Here is a 17,017-nt window from a genome sequence, read left to right as displayed (position 1 = left end):
GACGAGCAATTTCAAATCTGATTTCTAATATATGAAGTTGAAATAATTCTAAATGTATATCGAGTTCTACTATATAACGTGACTTTTTCTCTTTAGCCATTTCAACAACATCCGAACAAGTGTTCCTTTTAATTAATTATATGAATTATTATCAGAAATAATCAATTAATAAGACTCAGGAAGGCACAAAAAAAGGCATTCATCACCTCATTAAAATAAGGTGCGTTCTGCCTGTTTGAATCGTAAATAAAGATGGTTAATTCACAACTTAAAAAAGGAGCTTGGTCACAAACTCCTTTTAATCATTTTGCTTCTGTTAGTTCTTCGTATAAAGTCCCATCAGTATCCATTATAACTATATTCGATTTTAATCTATTGAATCCAATCATAATCCAAGGGTTTTTCTCGGTTGATTGATTATAAAAAGTTCTTATTTCAATTACAGTTGTATCACCTTGTTCCTTAACATTTAAAACTTCAATGTTGTTTCCAGCCATTTTATCACCTAAAGAAAGAACAATGCCTTTATCCCCCTCGGAAATCGTAAAGATTTTATATCCCCGAATAGTCGTATCTTTTTGAAGTTGTTGTGTATATGAATAAACATCATCACCATAGTTTCTTTTTTTACCTACCGAGTAATCGACTTTATTTATTAAATCGAAAGAAACATATAATACAACAATCAAAATAATGAAAGTATAGACTGACTTTTTCCAAATCAAATTTTTCCCAAGAAAAGCCATTAAAATAGATACAGTAAAAATTCCTACACTAAGTACACCATAAGGCATTCCTTCAAATCCGCCAATAATGGTAAGACTCCCTAATAAACATACCGCCCCAAGAATAAAAACTACCAATACTCTTCTCAAATTATCAGTGTTTTTTGCAAAAAGATAGGTAATTGAATAACATCCAAGACCTATCAGAAGTCCAATTAAATACATATAAGTAAACAAAACTTATCTCCTCCTCCTGCGTTACCTAAATTATACCAATTTTAGTCATTCCTTTAAGTTATTTTTGCTTAAGAAAATCATGTACTAATTCAACTAACGGGGCAGGATTATTTAATAAGAAAGATGAATTAAGTAATAAAAAAATGAATTTATTGCTAGGGTGAAAAGTGTATGGAAAATAATGATAGGAAGAAAAGGCTGGAATTTCTTTTAGAACGCCAAAAACAAAAACAAGACAACTTAAAAAGTATAAATCATTATAGAGTTTTATTTGATGAATGCATTGAAGCTCTAGGCAGTGGAGTGACTATTTTTTTCTAATAAGAAGAGTAATGAACTTTATGATTCGTTTCAAAATCAGGTACCATTTTCACAATTTGGCTTAATCGATTGGAACAAAATTGAAAACCATCATCTGATTTCTAATTTATCTGAGGTTGCTGACCTACTCAATCAAGAGTATGTTGAAGTGTACTGGAGATACTCCGATTTTCCAGTAATAAATGCCAAATTTCAAAATGTTATAAATGTATTTGATGAACTAATTGCAGTTGATTCAGATATTTTTCTTTATATACCAATGAAATATGTTATTGAGGTTTATCACGAAAGAGAAATAACAATAGGTTATTTATAAAACTTCTTGTTAAAGTAACTGGGGCATTACTGGAACAACGGTATGATATTTCTTATTGAAGTAACGGATCAGTTTAGAGGAATATGCAATATGAAAAAACCTCTCTTTTATATCGCCTTTGATGAATATTATGACATAAAAAATCCCCTCAAGTTTTTCTTGAAAGGAATCACGTTTATTTTGCATTTTCAAGTTTTGATTTAATTTGGTTATTTTGAGTTATTATGACACTGCTAAAAATTATTGTTGCTACAAAGCCTAAAAGTGAAAAAAAGACAGTAACTGCCAAATTTGTATTATCACGCATAACAAAACCTCCCTTTAGCAATTATTATAGTTTGTATAAAAAAACATTTATTATTCGTAATATATACTTCGACCATAATGTGATATAGAAGAAATAGTGTTTGTTCAACGGGAGCTGTCATTAAGACAGCTTTTCTTATTGCACTAATGAAGCAGTTTAGTTGAAGAAGAGAACACTTTAAAAAACCAATACGCAATAAAAATGGTGCTTCACCACTGTGAAAGCACCTTTATTACGCACTAATCCCAAATACGGATTCTTGGAACACCTGCGGTTCTTAAATAATCTAATAACTGACCAGTATGAACAGATTCGTGATATGCAATGCGTAGGAGCATATCCCCCAAGTCTCTTATGTATCCTGCATCAGAACGGTCAATCTTAATATTTGTTAAGTCTTCTTCAGAAAATGATCTGATTGTATTTATGAATTGATTACGATAGGGTTCGGCAAATTCCAATTCAGAATTTACAGAACTAAAAGGTCTGTTTTCAAAAGGGGAATTAAAAACGGATAAACTTCCTTGATTTTTAAGTGCCAGGTGATAATAATGTTCGCTTTCCAGTACGTGCCTTACCATTTCTAGACAATTCATTGCTTCATTATCTGGCTTCCAACTTAGTTTTTCTTCAGGAATAGATCTCCAGACTTTTATGCTTCTTCTTCTAACTTCATTTAAGTTTAAAATAATTAATTCAATTGAATTCATAAAAGCTCCTCCTTTGATAAGTATATTATAATTATACACGAATGAACGTTCGTGCCAATCTGAAGGAGGAATATTTTACAATATTTAGTTGTACTTTATACGAACGGTGCAAGAGAAAAAGGTGCTGCGATTTATAGGATTGTTTCATTGTTGTTGAGCTAGCTGGCAGTTTAGTTGAATAAGCAATGAGAAAAAATTCAGGAGGTAATTATATGGTGAAATATATAAATTATACGACAGAACCCCCTATTAACTTTGACCAATTACTAACCCTATATGAATCTTTAGGATGGAATTCACTTAAATTAACAAGTAATGATTTGGAACGAATGTGCAATCAAAGTTGGTACGCCATTTACGCATTTGATGAAAAACAATTAGTGGGTATGGGACGTGTTATTTCAGATGGTGTAATTACTGGAGTAGTTTGTGGATTATGTGTTCTACCAAGCTATCAGGCCGAAGGAATCGGCAAAGAAATGGTGAATCGAATAATTCACCATTGTGAGCAAAATCGGGTAATTCCTCAACTAATGTGTGTGGAAAGTTTGGAACCATATTATGAAACCTTTGGGTTCAAAAAATTTACCATTGGTATGTCAAAAAATATAAATAGATAGATTTAACTTTCTTCTTTAACTAACGGGTAGCTTTAGCAAAAAAATGAGCCGTAGTTGCGGCTCTTTTTTGTTTCACTAACTGGGCATTTTAGTTAAAGAAGGAATGTTCGTGAGAACTGAAATTATTTAAAATTGTATTATATTCTTGATCACTAATAATCCCTAGCTTTTTACATAAGTAGGAATTTAATAAGATTTTTTTCTTTATTCGTTTAGTTGGAGACACCCGTATCACTCCCTTTACTCTTATTATATTTCACTCCCTCAAAAAAGTTTCCTTTAACCAAAAAAATAATCCCTGAATGAAAAGTATTGCCTATATAAAATTTAAAATTTAAACCTGACAAAATGACAGGTTTTCGGCAACTTAAAGTTTGTGAAGAATTGCACTGCGCGAAACGTTTCCTTATAAGTGCCAAAGCACGAAATAGGAGAATTGCTATAAAGCAATTACAACTGATTAATTGAAACTCGGAATGAAAGCCGTCATGTTGAGCTGAAACGAGTTATCTGATCCTCCTACATGCACATGATGGTAGTAGTCAGAATGTGTATGAAGCTAGGTGAAGTCGGCTGAAATGAACCTAAGTTGCTTCTTTAGAATATGGTTTGTGATAGGTCGGGATGCTACAAAATATCTATGGTGAGAATGTCCGACTGGACTGACGAACTTGCGAATGTACGGGTCTAGAAATTAATACGCTCGAAAGACGTATGCTGCGAACGCAGTGTCAAACACCGGAAAGTACGAGTAGTGTATAGGAACTTCGGGATATCTAACAAATGAGGATATAGGTTGGCAGGCTTAAAGTGAGCACCTACGGATATATGTAAAGCTAGGTTAATCGGAACGTTGTAAGTAAGAAACATCCACTATTAAACGACTACTATCGGGATGGTGTCTATAAGATAATATATTTATCGAAGTGACTTTACTCTTGCGAAAGTAGGGACACAGTACCGTTGAAGCGTATAACGAGCGTGGAGGGATAGTCCCAAGTCTTTTCTTTGAAAACTAACATAACTAAATGAAACTCACAGGGTCGAGTAAGATGATGGGATTTTCCGCAAGGAAGGAGAAACAATCCATCGGTGAGTACAGCTTTACGGCATGCAGAATATTACAATATGCAAGACATATTTGATGACCTTTACGAGCGAAGTAAAAACAATGCTACTAAGGGTTTAAGGCTATATGAACATATCATATCGAAAGACAATATCTTACTAGCCTTTCGAAACATCAAAGCGAACACAGGTTCAAAAACAGCTGGAACTGACGGCATCACGATTGATAAATATAAAATTGAAAACGTTGATGAATTTATTGAAGAAATTCGAAAAGCATTAAAGAATTATAAACCTCAAACGGTACGAAGAGTTGAAATACCTAAACCAAATGGAAAGAAACGACCTTTAGGTATCCCAACTATGAGAGATAGATTAATTCAACAGATGTTCAAACAAGTATTAGAGCCAATATGTGAAGCTAAATTTTATCACCATTCTTACGGTTTTAGACCAAATAGGTCAACTCATCATGTAATGGCTAGGTGTCAGTTCTTAGTCAATAATGTGAAGTTGCATCATGTAGTAGACATTGATATACAAGGTTTCTTTGACAATGTGAGCCATTCAAAATTAATAAAACAAATGTACAGTATTGGCATATGCGACAAAAGAGTATTAACAATTGTTTCAAAAATGCTCAAAGCACCAATAAAAGGAATAGGTATTCCATCTAAAGGAACTCCGCAAGGAGGAATACTATCCCCCCTTTTATCAAACATTGTTTTAAATGATTTAGATTGGTGGATAGCTAACCAATGGGAATGTTTTAAAACAAATCACGCTTATACACCTAGTAGTAAGCTAAGAGCGTTAAAGAAGACGAAGCTCAAACAAATGTATATCGTTAGATATGCAGATGACTTCAAGATTTTTACAAATTCCCATAAAGCTGCTATCAGAATCTATCAAGCTACTAAAGGATACTTGAAGAATCAATTAAACCTTAATATATCCTCTGAGAAATCAGCGATTACTAATCTTAGAAAGAGGAAATCCGATTTTCTAGGTTTTTCACTCAGAGCTGTAACCAAGCGTAATAAATACGTAGCCAATACACACGTTATGGATAAAAAGGTGAAAATAATCCAGGAAAAACTTAGATATTTAATTTGCGAAATCAAAAGTAAGCCCACACCACATACTGTTATGGATTATAATGCTTATATTCTCGGAATAAAAAATTATTTCAAGGTTGCGACTCATATTAATATAGATTTTGGGAAAATAGCCTATCGTCTATTGAAAACTATGTATAATCGTCTAAAGCCAATTGGCAAATACGGAAAACCTATAAAGCCATCAGAAACATACAAGAGACTTCACAAGAATAATTTTAGAACATATAAAATTGCTGGTGCATATTTATTTCCATTAGGAGATATTCAAACAAGTAATGCCATGAACTTCAGTCAAGATATATGTAATTATACAAAGGAAGGAAGGCTTAAACTTCATCAAAATCTTAGAGCCGAGGTTGCCATAGAAATTAGAAAAATGTTACAAATACCTTACGGTAAGGATAATTTAGAAATTGTAGATAACAGAATTTCAAGGTACTCAATGCAATTAGGCAAATGTGCAGTAACAGGGGAGTTTTTAACATCTAACCAGGTACACTGTCATCATAAGTTACCCCGATATATGGGAGGTACAGATGAGTTTAACAATCTTGTAATCGTACATAAAGATGTCCATAGATTAATCCATGCTACAAGTGAAATGACGATTAAACGATATAGGAACATTCTTCAATTAGATGGAAAACAATTGAAGAAACTGAACCAATTTCGTAAAGTTTGTAATTTAGTTGCTTTAGTCTAAAAGAATAAGATGGAACGCCTAATGCATTGAAAGTCGCACGTTGGGTGTGGAGCAGGGGAAAAGATGGAGATAACATCAAAGTCTTACCTATTGCTATTAAAGTAACGAGGCAGGCTACTTGAAGAAGGATTACTAATCCGATCTGCCGAATTGTTAATTTAACTGCTGATCAAAAGAGGTGCTAAATGGCTATTTTGTATGATGATAAATATCATATGCATCTAGGTTATTACGAGGATAACTGTGATTATGAGTCGATAGCTTTTAAAAGACAATCTGAGGATGTAAGGGATGTATTCTTTGATTTTAAAGGGTATGGGATTAATAATATTACGCCAGAAAACGAATTGACTTTACAACCATATGGAACCAGAATATTTTCCATCGACAATAAAGAAGCTGATTATGAAAGTGGAGTACAGCAGTTTAAGCGATGGTTATTCATTAATAAAATAATCTAAATCGTTATAAATGAAGAGGACCACTGTGGCATTTTGTTGTTCTACTAACATATAGGATAGTTAAACAAGTTTTCCTTTTCTGGATAGGTGCAAACTGTGTAAGAGGACCTTATGAATGAATTGTAATTAGTTGTTAGACTAATTAATAAAAAGAGAGATTTCCATTGGATACAATGGTTTTACCAACTTTGCAAATTCACAACTAGAGAAATGAGCAATCAGGTTACAGAGTGGATATTGAAGAGCAATCACTAGTTGGCTCTAATAACGGAGATTGGAAGGAAACTTTGGTTCGTTATCGGGCAAGATGATATAGTATGAGATCCTATTTTTATAGAAATCTATCGGAAAGGAACAGTTGATGAGGTATACCAAAAATCGGAAATATATATTAGAAAATAAATTTCATATAGAGGTGGAATTATATGCCTAAAATTGACAATATGTTAGCAATTCTATGGATGCTTCGTTCAGGTGAAAAAATTACTGCAAAACAAATTTCAGAAAAGTTAGAGATGAATATAAGGACTGTGTATCGTTATATTGATACAATTTCAACAAGTGGCGTACCTATAATTTCAGAACCAGGACATAACGGTGGATACACTTTATTGAACAATTTTATTGAGGCTCCTCTTTTTTTTGATTTTGAGGAGCAGACTTCACTATTTCACGCTGCCGTTTTTGCAGAAGAAGCCGGATATTATGGAGGTGAAGCACTAAATAGGGCCATTTCAAAACTAAGTAAATACTCAAATCAAGAGCAGGAAACAAAGATAAACCAACATTTAACTATTCTTGAAGTAATAAGTCGATTAAGTTCACTCTCTATGGAACCTTTTTTGAAGGAGTTGGAGCGGGCCGTTGCTGACGGGTACTCAGTAAAAATTTTTTACCATAAAAGTGGCGAAAAGCAATTAAATTATAGATTGGTAGATCCGTACAGAATTATCTTTTGGAATAATAAGTGGTATGTGATTGGATTTTGTCAACTTAGGAATGATATCCGTAGTTTTAGAGTAGATCGAATTGAAAGTCTAATGCTAACTGAAAATAAGTTTAACCGGCCAGAAAATTTTTCAGCACGTGACTTTTTTCTAAAAAGTCTTCTTCCCACTATAGAAGATATGGAAGGGATTATTTCTTTGGTTATTAATGGGGATAAAAGTGTATTGGCTGATATTTGCCAACATTGGTTTTTAGGACATTATTTACAAGAACGGACTTCAAATCAAGCAGTTTTTCTTCTTGAAAAAGATATGTTACATACATATGTACCTTATTTACTTTTACCGTACAATAAATCTATTAAAGTTATAGAGCCAATAAGTCTTAAGAAAAGACTTATTGAAGTTCTGTCGGAATTAATAAAATTTCATCAAGTATGATAACTTCCCTGACGCTAACTGTCAGGGAAGTTTTATTATAATAGCTATATCAATTGTGATTGGAGTGTTATTGGATGCAAACAAAAAAAGTTTTTCTATATGTATTTAATACAATGTCGGACTGGGAATGTGGATATTTAATTGCTGAACTAAATTCAGGAAGATATTTCAAAAAGGATTTAGCACCTTTAAAAGTAATTACAGTAGGAGCTAATAAAGAAATAATTACTACTATGGGAGGACTGAGCGTAAAACCAGATATATCCCTTGATGAATGTACTCTTGAGAGTAAAGATCTTTTAATTTTACCAGGAGGGACTACTTGGAGTGAAGAAATTCATCAATCTATCTTGGAAAGAATTGGCCAAGCTTTAAAGCTTGGCACTATTGTTGCTGCAATTTGTGGTGCAACTGAGGCCCTGGCGAATATGGGATACTTAGATACTAGAAAGCATACAAGTAATAATTTAGAATATACTAAAATGGTATGTCCTAACTATAAAGGAGAAAAGTTCTATGAGTTGGGATCTGCGGTATCTGATGCCAATTTAGTTACTGCATCAGGAATAGCTCCTCTGGAATTTGCGATGGAAGTACTGAAAAAATTAGATGTATTTGCACAAGATACATTACATTCCTGGTATAACCTAAATAAGACACATAAATCTGAATACTACTTCCAGTTAATGAATTCAATACATAGCTAAAAAATCAACTCTTTATATTAGTTCACATAAAAATAATAAAGTAACTGAAAAGCTCACTTTCTCTATTCTGTTTTGCAGAGAAGTTGGGCTTTTTAATTTGGAATTTCCTTATCGTTGTAAATCCGCATTTTCCTGACGCTACCCCTTATTGAAGATACGTGCAACATTCCTGATAGAAGTTTGTGAACAAATGTACTTAAACTTTAGGGTGCGATTGTTCAATAAGAGCAGTCGCTTTTCTTGTTTCGCTAACGAAGCAGTTTAGGTGAAGAAAGACACTACTCAACTTGTTCATTGTCACGATAAAATAACGATACAGTAATATCCAAAATGGAGTGTTCTCGTGGTTCAATTATGGCGTGCATTTGGAGATTTGGTTCCCTTATTCTAAAAATTTTTTTAAGGGTAAATTTTAATTATTTACATAGTTAGTAGGAAGAGAAATTAGAATTCAAGTATGTGTTTGTTAACATATACTGAGGATTTCTATTGGGATATACAAGGTAAAAATAGAGTTAGGAACCTATTAAAACTTTTATAATTTTCTTGAAAAAGGTCTATACATTTTCCTTTTTTTTGTTTATACTGTATTACAACAATAGAAGAAATAACTAACTGTATTAATAAAGGAGGAGTTACAAATGTTAATGAGTCCAGTTGAATTTTTCCGCAATTTACCAATAAAGGAATGTACTAAATGCGGGAATCATATGCATGAGCAGGCAGAAAGTTATTTGATTGATTGTGACCAATGTTTATCCAAAAAAGAAGAGTAAAGTTTGTTAACTCTCCAGCATGCTGGGGAGTTTTTTACTTTCATAACAATTATTTATCGTAAGGTGAGTGAGAACTGAACTATTGAATTCAGGTAATAAAGTACCCAGAGGAAAAGATAATACTATTTAATGGGACACTCTTTTTTTGTCTTCCCTGTCTTCTGTTTAATTAATCAATACTACTCTCGTTTGTTGAAGTATTTTTTTCTTATAATATTAAAAAAATTGGTAGGTAAATATGATATGTTGTGAAGATTTGCACTTAAACTAACAGGCAGGATTGTTGAAGAAGGTATTTGTAATCGAATATTGAATAATTTGTTACATATACAAAAAATGCAAAAAAATTAGATTTGAGTAAATTAATACAAAGGAGGAATAAAACTGAGCGAACTAAAACTAATTAATAGTTACAAAAACGAGCTTCAAAATTATTCATTAGAACAGTTAAGATATATATCGGAAGAAGGAGTTTGGTCTATTGGGCAAATGTATGACCATTTAATCCTTGTTGCCCATGAGTATCTAGATAATATGGAAAAATGCGCTATCTTAAATAAAGAACAACCCCTCGGAAAAACGGAGTTTGGTGAGCATATATATAAAATCGGAGGGTTTCCATCAATTAAAATAAAATTACCGGATGAACTAAATGCTCCACCTAATAATTCAGATACCAAGGTCGATCTTATCAGCAGAATGGATCAAGTAATTCTAAGGTTGAGCCAATGGGAATCGAGAGTTGATAATATAAACCCAAATTATAAAGTCAAGCATGGAGGGTTCGGCTGGCTGAATACAAGGGAATGGTATGATTTGGTTGGTATGCATTTTCGTCATCACTTGCGCCAAAAGGGTGAGTTAGAACAAAGGTTTGTTAAGTAACAGGTGTGTATGTTGAGGATAACAAAATTGCTTACTATTGTTGAGGCTTCAGCTTTTTTGCAATGAAATAGTATTAACCCCGACTTCGCCATTACCGCGCTTGATTAGTCGGGGTTTTCATTTGAGTAACATTAGTCGTGCTGGTATCATGCCTGTCTTGATATAGGGCTTGAATGATATATCGATTGGGGGCATTGCCAACAAAATAAAATGGATAGCATGTGGTGAGTGTTAATGTAGGCTGCTCTTTTTGAACGATGACGGAATGATCATCTTTTTTGGTGATCCAAATCTTATTGACTATGTATTGATACAGCTCATTATCAAAGGATACGATTAGTTCATCGCCTTCTTTAATATTTTTTAGACCGCGAAAAATCGTGTCGCGATGTCCGGATATGACCGTATGACCACGGTCGGAGGGGAGGGTCGTCCATTTGCTTTGATACATTCCAGCCCCTTTTTTCAATATGGCGGAATCAGTACCCAGCCATACCGGAAATTTGCTGTCTATGGATGGGATAATTAAGTCAGCAATTTTTTCACCTTTTTGGTAGTCGTGATTTTTTTCTACGTTTGGTTTCCTAGTGGATTCAGTGTTAGATGTTACATTTATCGGTTCTGTATGTAGGTCCTTGCTTTCGATGTGTGTAACCTGTTTCAATCCTAACATCCAATCATATGAACGAAGTCCAGTTAAGCTGATTCCAGCAATAATTAATAAAATTCCTATATATTTCCTCATTTGAACCTCCTAAAAAGGGCAGGTTATTTGCCTGCCCTCCTGAAGATGGGGGATGTTTTTTATTAGCGAACTGCTCTTTTTCTTAATACAAGTACAAATCCTAAAGCCACTAATGATAAACCTATGATGATTTCTGTTGCATAAGGTGTTGCTGTATCAGGCAAGGTTCCTCCGCTAGAAGCATAGCTATAGTCTTCACATGCTTGTCCATCATGGTCATGGTCTAAAGCGTTAAAGTTGTAAGAGGTACTACCGCCACCAGAAATAAAATATTGTTGAGCTGCCGCTTGGCTAGTGAAATCTCCACAATCCTTATCTGCTGCAGACGCATTATGTAGTCCGAACATGAATGCAAAGCTCAATGTTAGTAAAACTGCCATTAATTTTTTCATGCGTATTCCTCCTGAATGTCAAATATTTATCCCCATCCTAGGGCTTAATGCCCAATTATAATATCTCAAGAAAATAACAAAATATGCACTGAATGGAAAAACGAATAAAATAAGCATTCCTTATTATTAAGAAATGCTTATTTTTATTGTTTTAACGGAAGATCAATTTATCAATCCAGTGATTATATAGGTAATAATTTAGTGACTGCATCATGTGCAAGTGAGGCTGTTAAATGGAGCAGTCGCTTCTTGCGATTTTTTAAAGTAATAAATTATGATAAATTTATTATTAAAGTTGGAAGGGTATGGAGCAGTGACCATAACTCTTACACTATTATTACCTAAGGAGTGGTAGAAATGGCACGTGCTTTATTTATAAATGCCGGATCAGAAGGACATATCAATCCAACTATTGGAGTGGTGCAAGAGCTTATTTCGCGCGGTGAAGAGGTAGTGTATTTTACTATAGAGGATTTTCGAGAGAGAATAGAGAACACTGGGGCTATTGTTCGAACACTTGACGGGAAAAAATTTATAAAAGCCTTTATCTCAGGTGGAAGAAATAATTTACTAGAAAGAATTAACGGTCTTTTAATTACGGCAGATATTGTTATACCTAGCGTGATTGAACAAATAGAAGGGGAACAATTTGATTATATCATCCATGATTCCATGTTTGGCTGTGGATATTTACTTGCCCAAATCCTTAAGCTGCCGGCAATCAATTCTTGTACCTCTTTTGCACAAACAGAGGAATCATTTGATAAGATGTTGGAGCTTCTTACTACTATAATTCCTTCAGACACCATTAAGGAATTTCAACGCCTGACTGAAAGGGTGAAGGATAAATATGGTGTTGAAATCCATACTCCTTACGAGGTTCTTTGTAATCCTGCCCCGCTAACACTCGTTTATACAACCAAAGCGTTTCAACCTCATTGTGAGGCATTTGACAAAAGCTACAAATTTGTTGGTCCATCGCTTTCTTTACGATCAACAAAAGAACACTTCGACCTCACCCTAATCAAGGAGAAAAGCCCAATTTACATTTCACTAGGAACAGTCTTTAACCAGGCACTTGATTTTTATAAGCTTTGTTTTAAGGCATTGGGGAATAGTCACCATACCGTGATCATGTCTATTGGGGACAAGGTTCAAATATCTGATTTAGGGGAAATTCCTAAAAACTTCCTTCTTCATCACTATGTTCCACAAATTGAGGTGTTGAAATATAGTAAGTTATTTATCACTCATGGTGGAATGAACGGTGTTCATGAAGGTCTCTATTACGGGGTACCGCTAATTGTCATCCCACAAAGCGCGGATCAACCGGTGATTGCCGAGCAGGTTACTAATATTGGAGCTGGTATTTCCTTACAAATGCAAAACTTGAATCCAAATCAACTACGTGAAGCCGTAGATCATGTGTTAAACCAGCCATCTTTCCATAATGCTGTTGCTGATATTAGGGAATCCTTTCAAAAATCAGGGGGCTATGAGCAAGCTGTTGATGAGATTTTCGAATTTAAAAGACAATATAATATCTCCTGAACTATGAGAATGCAGGAATAAAGGAGGTACGGAAATGAAATTAAGCTTACAAATATACAAGAATATCCTATTAAAAAACATAGGTTAGCAGTTAAAAAGAGGAAATAACCTTAAGTAAAGAGAAATTTAATATGAGAAACGAATGATACGTCTTGCTAAGGAAATTGAGCCTTACGACCATAAGATTTGCTTTATTTATCGATCATTTGTTGAAATCATAATGAAAATGGAGTGTTGCAAATATGAAAAAAAGATACTTTGAAGGTTACTGTCATGAAAAATAAATTAACCATCGTTATCGTTGTTACTGCCATTGTTTTGGGGTTTGCAATGTATTTTTCTACTAGTTTCATAGGCACAAAGGAAGTAATAGGACCAAGTAAAACTGAAGAAAAAAAGGTTGTTGCCGAACCTGTGACTACTGCTGCTGAAGGTAACGAGGAAAAAGAAAAAATCGGACCGGAACTAGAAGAAGAACTTCCTCTAGATTTGAGCGAAGAGGAAATACAAAACAAGATCCATGCCATGAGTCATGCTAAAGTTCACGCGGAGGAGAAATGGACTCATTTGGAACCAACCCAGGAGAGAATTAATCGATTACTTGTTGTCGTTGAATCCAATCAGGATGGTTTAAATGAGAGTAATCTATATATTGCCATCTTAAAAAGATGGAAGGCGGGTGATTTTAGCAAAGCTGTTTCGGACCATAATAAAATTTGGAAGCTTCAAGATGGCACAATAGGAGAAGCGACCAGATTACTTAGTGACAAGGAGCAAGCAGAGTATAGAGAAGACTACTTTGAATAAGGTACTTTAATGAACTATAAAAGCCATCATACTGATGGCTGTTTTTATAGTCATTTAGTAAAAAGGGACAGGTTTCGACGGTCTCAATGATTTAATAGGAGATTAAGTAATAAAACAAAGTTAAATAGTAATATACTATGCGTATTACGACTAGAGGCACGAATGCAGATCCATGCGAGGAGAAGACGGGGATTTAGCGAGTGGCTTTCGAGGATGTCTCAAGCTTACTATCCATGAATAATCGTAAGTACAGATTCTAGATTATCATAAAGTTCGATATTTTGAGACTTGAGATAGGTTATTTCAAATTGATTATTTTTAAAGCACACAGACAAGATTGGGGTTTGATCTTCTTTTTTGAAAGTTAAAGAAATCTCAGTTCGAGAGAAATATCTCATGGTCTCTAACAAACTTTTCGTATGGGCTAAAGACATATTCTTTCAGCCTCCTTTCCTTTAAAGGGAGGAGACTAAGAAAAGTCGGAAAATTCCCAATAATTTTTGTGCACTTAAATTTTAACATGGAAATATTTTCTTATCTGTAGGTAATTAGAAGCGTTTATTCGTAATCCGAGAATATTGTGAAGCAATGTACTTAAGCTAAAGTGGCAGCATTCCTGTAATGAATAAAAAATACAAAGTGAACTAAATACATTGATTCAAGTGAACTTCCCCCTTTGTGGTAACCGAGGGAGTTTAGTGGAAGAGGCATTTTAAGTTTTTGTTATAATATGGATAAAAATAGGTGGGGCAAGGAACGGGATTAATTCACTGTTTTAGTAGTGGAGCCTTGAGCGGATGTCATTACACTTTACTAAAAGATTTACTATAATATATGGTGTTATTATAAAATAAATTTGACGACAATAAGTACAACAATTTTACTTTATAAGGGGGAAGGACTTTTTGAATCTCGACTCACTGCAATCTATTGAATATGAAATAGCCTTGTTAGTTCGGCTTACAACAGCATATAGTCCTAAACTAGGTGACTTAGATCGATCAGAGTATCTTGTCTTAAGTGAAGTGAATGAAAATGGATCATTGGCAATTAATGTCATTGCTGAAAAACTAATGTTAAACATATCTACAGCGAGTAGACAGGTTGGTACTTTAGAATCTAAACAATATATTAGGCGTTTTCCAGATCCCGACAATGGGAGGATAAGTCTTATAGAACTTACGGATAAAGGACAAGAAATCCTCCATATTGTTCAAAAATCTCGTTACAACTTTTATTCAGAAGTACTCCAAAACTGGTCTGTGGCGGAATTAAAACAACTTGAAGATAATTTAATTCGATTAAATAAAGATTTTAAAAATAGAAAAGGATAATATTTCTATTTAAAATGGAAAATATGGAATAACGAGGGATTGTGACAAGGCGTCACGGTCTTTTTTGTTTTAATAGCAATTATTATATAAAATTTTCACATTGATTTTTTTTATTAGTATATTGTATAATACAACTTGCATTATACAATATGTAGAAAGTGAAAAGGTTAATAAATTGTTTTTTGAAAATGAAGGGAGGAAATTGGATGAGCCAGCAGATGAATCCGGCAGCTTCCGATAGTGAAAAGGTTGCTGTCCCTCAATATTTGATCATATCTATCTTAACGATACTGGCGATTGGTTCACAGTATTTTTCTAATTTGTCTTACATTCTAAACCAAGGTATTATCCAAAATGGACTGAAACTAAGTTCCAATCACTTACTATATCCATCTACATTATCGAATTTGGCATTTGCGTTAGGTGTGCCATTTGGTCCGGTACTTTCAAGGAAATTTGGATTAAGACGAAATTACTTAATGTTTATTTTTATTTTTTTATGTGGCTCCATCATTTCTGCGCTTTCTCCTGGTTTAGTCATTCTGATTGCAGGGAGAATCATTCAAGGCCTGAGTGCAGGTATTCTTTTCTTAACCATCCTGCCTGCCAGCCTAAGATCTTTCCCAAATACGATCCGAAATACCTTTTTGTTTATGGTTATTACAGGATTATTTGGATCAAGTGCAATTGGAGCTTTATTCGGCTCCATTTCATTACGAGCGGATGCCTGGCGTTGGTTGTTTGTACTAAATATCATCGCATCACTATGCTGTTTAATTATTGGTTTTTTCGGTTTACCTAAACAGGAAGAGCATGGACATGATCATAGTCCAGTCGATAAAACAGGTGTGTTCTTGTTTAGTCTTTTAATGATTGTATTAGCATTTCCACTATGTAACCTTATAGAAAAAGGATTTACCTCTTTATATGTTTGGCCATTCTTTCTTGTCGGACTCATTTTGTTAATTTTATTTGTCTATGTGGACGTAAAAGCGGAGACACCATTGGTTCCATTTAACACATTAAAGGCCGCCAAACCTATTTCTGGTACCATTATGGCGGTCGCATCTCATATCTCCCTAATCGTTGCCATTGCAGGCATTAACGGGTTTTTGCGAAATAATATGAACCTTCCCTTTTTATATCTAAGCCATTTTTATTTTTGGTTCTTTGTGGGAATTGTGTTTACCGCCATATTCAAAACCCTATTTTATGATAAAGTAGGTGCCGGCATACTCGGAATGATCGGGTCCATTGCCGTTTTATACGTGAGTCTCAGGTGGATGGTGATAAATTCGGAAACGACTTTACCAACATTGTATTTTCAAGTTGCATGTCTTGGCGCCGGGATTAGCATGACTCTCGTTTCAGGTGCTCTTGGAACGGCATTAGCAGGGGATATTCATCAGGCATCGATGAGGTCAGCAACCTTGCATTCCATCCGAAATTTTATCGGTGCTGTTGTATCACCCATAATCGGGTGGTTTTTAACTAGACAAAATGCGCAAAATTATGAAGATATTAGAGGGCAGATTGATCCGAATAGTTCTGAGTATAGATGGGAAATGACAAAATTAATTCGATCCTTCATGGGAGAACACTTATCTTTATCAGAGGCAAAAAGTACAGCAGCGTATGAACTAGTCGCAAATTCTAAAATGTCTGCTGTATTAGGGGCCTATCATGATTTGTTTACGATATTAGTTGTACTAAGTATGGTCATGCTTGTTGGCTCCATCGGAAAAGCTTGGACTGGTAAAGGACGGTCATTGGTTCAGAATCAAAAGCGAATGCCTATACCAGCTCCAAGAGAAGAAGATGGAATGGAGACATCAGCTTAAAT

General features: G+C 34.3%; 17 protein-coding genes and 1 pseudogene. 13 read left to right on the top strand and 5 right to left on the bottom strand.

All coding sequences use genetic code 11. The features are described 5' to 3' along the window. Window positions 1-302: 302 nt before the first annotated feature. Window positions 303-962: a hypothetical protein gene (locus tag GXK58_RS13940; protein WP_237389666.1), complete on the bottom strand. Its 660-nt coding sequence runs from the start codon at window positions 960-962 to the stop codon at window positions 303-305. Between the two features lie 171 nt (window positions 963-1,133). On the opposite strand from GXK58_RS13940, the gene GXK58_RS13935 reads away from it, so the two are divergent. Both GXK58_RS13935 and GXK58_RS27715 read left to right on the top strand, forming a co-directional pair. Then, window positions 1,134-1,283, top strand: coding sequence for a hypothetical protein (locus tag GXK58_RS13935; RefSeq protein ID WP_160723736.1), 150 nt, complete (start codon window positions 1,134-1,136; stop codon window positions 1,281-1,283). 52 nt (window positions 1,284-1,335) lie between these two features. Further along, window positions 1,336-1,599, top strand: a pseudogene (locus GXK58_RS27715) (CDI toxin immunity protein); the annotation flags it as partial. 175 nt (window positions 1,600-1,774) lie between these two features. Here GXK58_RS27715 and GXK58_RS27555 read toward each other — a convergent pair. Both GXK58_RS27555 and GXK58_RS13930 read right to left on the bottom strand, forming a co-directional pair. Next, a complete protein-coding gene (locus GXK58_RS27555; protein ID WP_272928150.1) occupies window positions 1,775-1,906 on the bottom strand; it encodes a hypothetical protein in 132 nt (43 codons plus the stop codon). 239 nt (window positions 1,907-2,145) lie between these two features. Continuing rightward, window positions 2,146-2,616 (bottom strand): DinB family protein, encoded by a 471-nt coding sequence (locus GXK58_RS13930; RefSeq protein ID WP_160723735.1) that lies wholly within the window; start codon window positions 2,614-2,616, stop codon window positions 2,146-2,148. 212 nt (window positions 2,617-2,828) lie between these two features. On the opposite strand from GXK58_RS13930, the gene GXK58_RS13925 reads away from it, so the two are divergent. The 7 genes from GXK58_RS13925 to GXK58_RS13895 all read left to right on the top strand — a co-directional run bounded on the left by GXK58_RS13925 (window position 2,829) and on the right by GXK58_RS13895 (window position 10,345). After that, window positions 2,829-3,236, top strand: a complete 408-nt coding sequence (locus GXK58_RS13925) for a GNAT family N-acetyltransferase (protein ID WP_160723734.1) — start codon at window positions 2,829-2,831, stop codon at window positions 3,234-3,236. A 1,092-nt stretch (window positions 3,237-4,328) separates the two neighbouring features. Continuing rightward, a complete protein-coding gene (ltrA, locus tag GXK58_RS13920; RefSeq protein ID WP_160723733.1) occupies window positions 4,329-6,128 on the top strand; it encodes a group II intron reverse transcriptase/maturase in 1,800 nt (599 codons plus the stop codon). Between the two features lie 185 nt (window positions 6,129-6,313). Next, complete coding sequence (locus tag GXK58_RS13915; protein WP_160723732.1) at window positions 6,314-6,589, top strand: DUF3986 family protein; 276 nt, start codon at window positions 6,314-6,316, stop codon at window positions 6,587-6,589. A gap of 425 nt (window positions 6,590-7,014) precedes the next feature. Then, window positions 7,015-7,977, top strand: coding sequence for a helix-turn-helix transcriptional regulator (locus tag GXK58_RS13910; protein WP_160723731.1), 963 nt, complete (start codon window positions 7,015-7,017; stop codon window positions 7,975-7,977). 74 nt (window positions 7,978-8,051) lie between these two features. After that, window positions 8,052-8,684 carry a type 1 glutamine amidotransferase family protein gene (locus GXK58_RS13905; protein WP_160723730.1) on the top strand — a complete coding sequence of 211 codons (633 nt, stop codon included), beginning with the start codon at window positions 8,052-8,054 and terminating at the stop codon, window positions 8,682-8,684. 641 nt (window positions 8,685-9,325) lie between these two features. Beyond that, the gene (yhfH, locus tag GXK58_RS13900; protein WP_160723729.1) at window positions 9,326-9,460 is read left to right on the top strand and encodes a protein YhfH; all 135 of its coding nucleotides are present in this window, start codon (window positions 9,326-9,328) and stop codon (window positions 9,458-9,460) included. Between the two features lie 378 nt (window positions 9,461-9,838). Then, on the top strand, window positions 9,839-10,345 hold the full coding sequence (locus GXK58_RS13895; RefSeq protein WP_337248182.1) for a DinB family protein: 507 nt from the start codon (window positions 9,839-9,841) through the stop codon (window positions 10,343-10,345). A 91-nt stretch (window positions 10,346-10,436) separates the two neighbouring features. On the opposite strand, the gene GXK58_RS13890 is transcribed toward GXK58_RS13895, so the two are convergent. Together GXK58_RS13890 and GXK58_RS13885 are read right to left on the bottom strand one after the other, a co-directional pair. Continuing rightward, entirely contained in the window at window positions 10,437-11,090 is a 654-nt protein-coding gene (locus tag GXK58_RS13890) for a class D sortase (protein ID WP_160723728.1), read from the bottom strand. A gap of 62 nt (window positions 11,091-11,152) precedes the next feature. Continuing rightward, window positions 11,153-11,482 (bottom strand): excalibur calcium-binding domain-containing protein, encoded by a 330-nt coding sequence (locus GXK58_RS13885; RefSeq protein WP_160723727.1) that lies wholly within the window; start codon window positions 11,480-11,482, stop codon window positions 11,153-11,155. 357 nt (window positions 11,483-11,839) lie between these two features. Here GXK58_RS13885 and GXK58_RS13880 point away from each other — a divergent pair, with 357 nt between their 5' ends. The 4 genes from GXK58_RS13880 (at window position 11,840) to GXK58_RS13865 (ending at window position 17,015) form a co-directional block, all read left to right on the top strand. After that, the gene (locus tag GXK58_RS13880; protein ID WP_160723726.1) at window positions 11,840-13,033 is read left to right on the top strand and encodes a macrolide family glycosyltransferase; all 1,194 of its coding nucleotides are present in this window, start codon (window positions 11,840-11,842) and stop codon (window positions 13,031-13,033) included. 273 nt (window positions 13,034-13,306) lie between these two features. Then, window positions 13,307-13,840, top strand: a complete 534-nt coding sequence (locus tag GXK58_RS13875) for a DUF6241 domain-containing protein (protein WP_160723725.1) — start codon at window positions 13,307-13,309, stop codon at window positions 13,838-13,840. A gap of 905 nt (window positions 13,841-14,745) precedes the next feature. Continuing rightward, the gene (locus GXK58_RS13870) at window positions 14,746-15,174 is read left to right on the top strand and encodes a MarR family winged helix-turn-helix transcriptional regulator (RefSeq protein ID WP_160723724.1); all 429 of its coding nucleotides are present in this window, start codon (window positions 14,746-14,748) and stop codon (window positions 15,172-15,174) included. Window positions 15,175-15,380: 206 nt separating this feature from the next. Continuing rightward, complete coding sequence (locus GXK58_RS13865) at window positions 15,381-17,015, top strand: MFS transporter (protein ID WP_237389665.1); 1,635 nt, start codon at window positions 15,381-15,383, stop codon at window positions 17,013-17,015. The last annotated feature ends 2 nt before the right edge of the window (window positions 17,016-17,017 follow it).

It is taken from the genome of Bacillus sp. USDA818B3_A (assembly GCF_009928415.1).
In the GTDB taxonomy this organism is placed as follows: Bacteria; Bacillota; Bacilli; order Bacillales; family Cytobacillaceae; genus Neobacillus.
The sequence above is the reverse complement of the archived record's forward strand: the minus strand, read 5'-3'. Positions and strand labels throughout refer to the sequence as shown.

What these genes read in the sequence shown, in the direction of transcription:
- GXK58_RS13875 (WP_160723725.1), top strand. Translation starts at nt 13,307, where the DNA reads ATGAAAAATAAATTAACCATCGTTATCGTTGTTACTGCCATTGTTTTG.
- GXK58_RS13910 (WP_160723731.1), top strand. Translation starts at nt 7,015, where the DNA reads ATGCCTAAAATTGACAATATGTTAGCAATTCTATGGATGCTTCGTTCA.
- yhfH (WP_160723729.1), top strand. Translation starts at nt 9,326, where the DNA reads ATGTTAATGAGTCCAGTTGAATTTTTCCGCAATTTACCAATAAAGGAA.
- GXK58_RS13930 (WP_160723735.1), bottom strand. Translation starts at nt 2,616, where the DNA reads ATGAATTCAATTGAATTAATTATTTTAAACTTAAATGAAGTTAGAAGA.
- GXK58_RS13865 (WP_237389665.1), top strand. Translation starts at nt 15,381, where the DNA reads ATGAGCCAGCAGATGAATCCGGCAGCTTCCGATAGTGAAAAGGTTGCT.
- GXK58_RS13915 (WP_160723732.1), top strand. Translation starts at nt 6,314, where the DNA reads ATGGCTATTTTGTATGATGATAAATATCATATGCATCTAGGTTATTAC.
- GXK58_RS13905 (WP_160723730.1), top strand. Translation starts at nt 8,052, where the DNA reads ATGCAAACAAAAAAAGTTTTTCTATATGTATTTAATACAATGTCGGAC.
- GXK58_RS13890 (WP_160723728.1), bottom strand. Translation starts at nt 11,090, where the DNA reads ATGAGGAAATATATAGGAATTTTATTAATTATTGCTGGAATCAGCTTA.
- GXK58_RS13885 (WP_160723727.1), bottom strand. Translation starts at nt 11,482, where the DNA reads ATGAAAAAATTAATGGCAGTTTTACTAACATTGAGCTTTGCATTCATG.
- GXK58_RS27555 (WP_272928150.1), bottom strand. Translation starts at nt 1,906, where the DNA reads ATGCGTGATAATACAAATTTGGCAGTTACTGTCTTTTTTTCACTTTTA.
- GXK58_RS13935 (WP_160723736.1), top strand. Translation starts at nt 1,134, where the DNA reads ATGGAAAATAATGATAGGAAGAAAAGGCTGGAATTTCTTTTAGAACGC.
- GXK58_RS13925 (WP_160723734.1), top strand. Translation starts at nt 2,829, where the DNA reads ATGGTGAAATATATAAATTATACGACAGAACCCCCTATTAACTTTGAC.
- GXK58_RS13880 (WP_160723726.1), top strand. Translation starts at nt 11,840, where the DNA reads ATGGCACGTGCTTTATTTATAAATGCCGGATCAGAAGGACATATCAAT.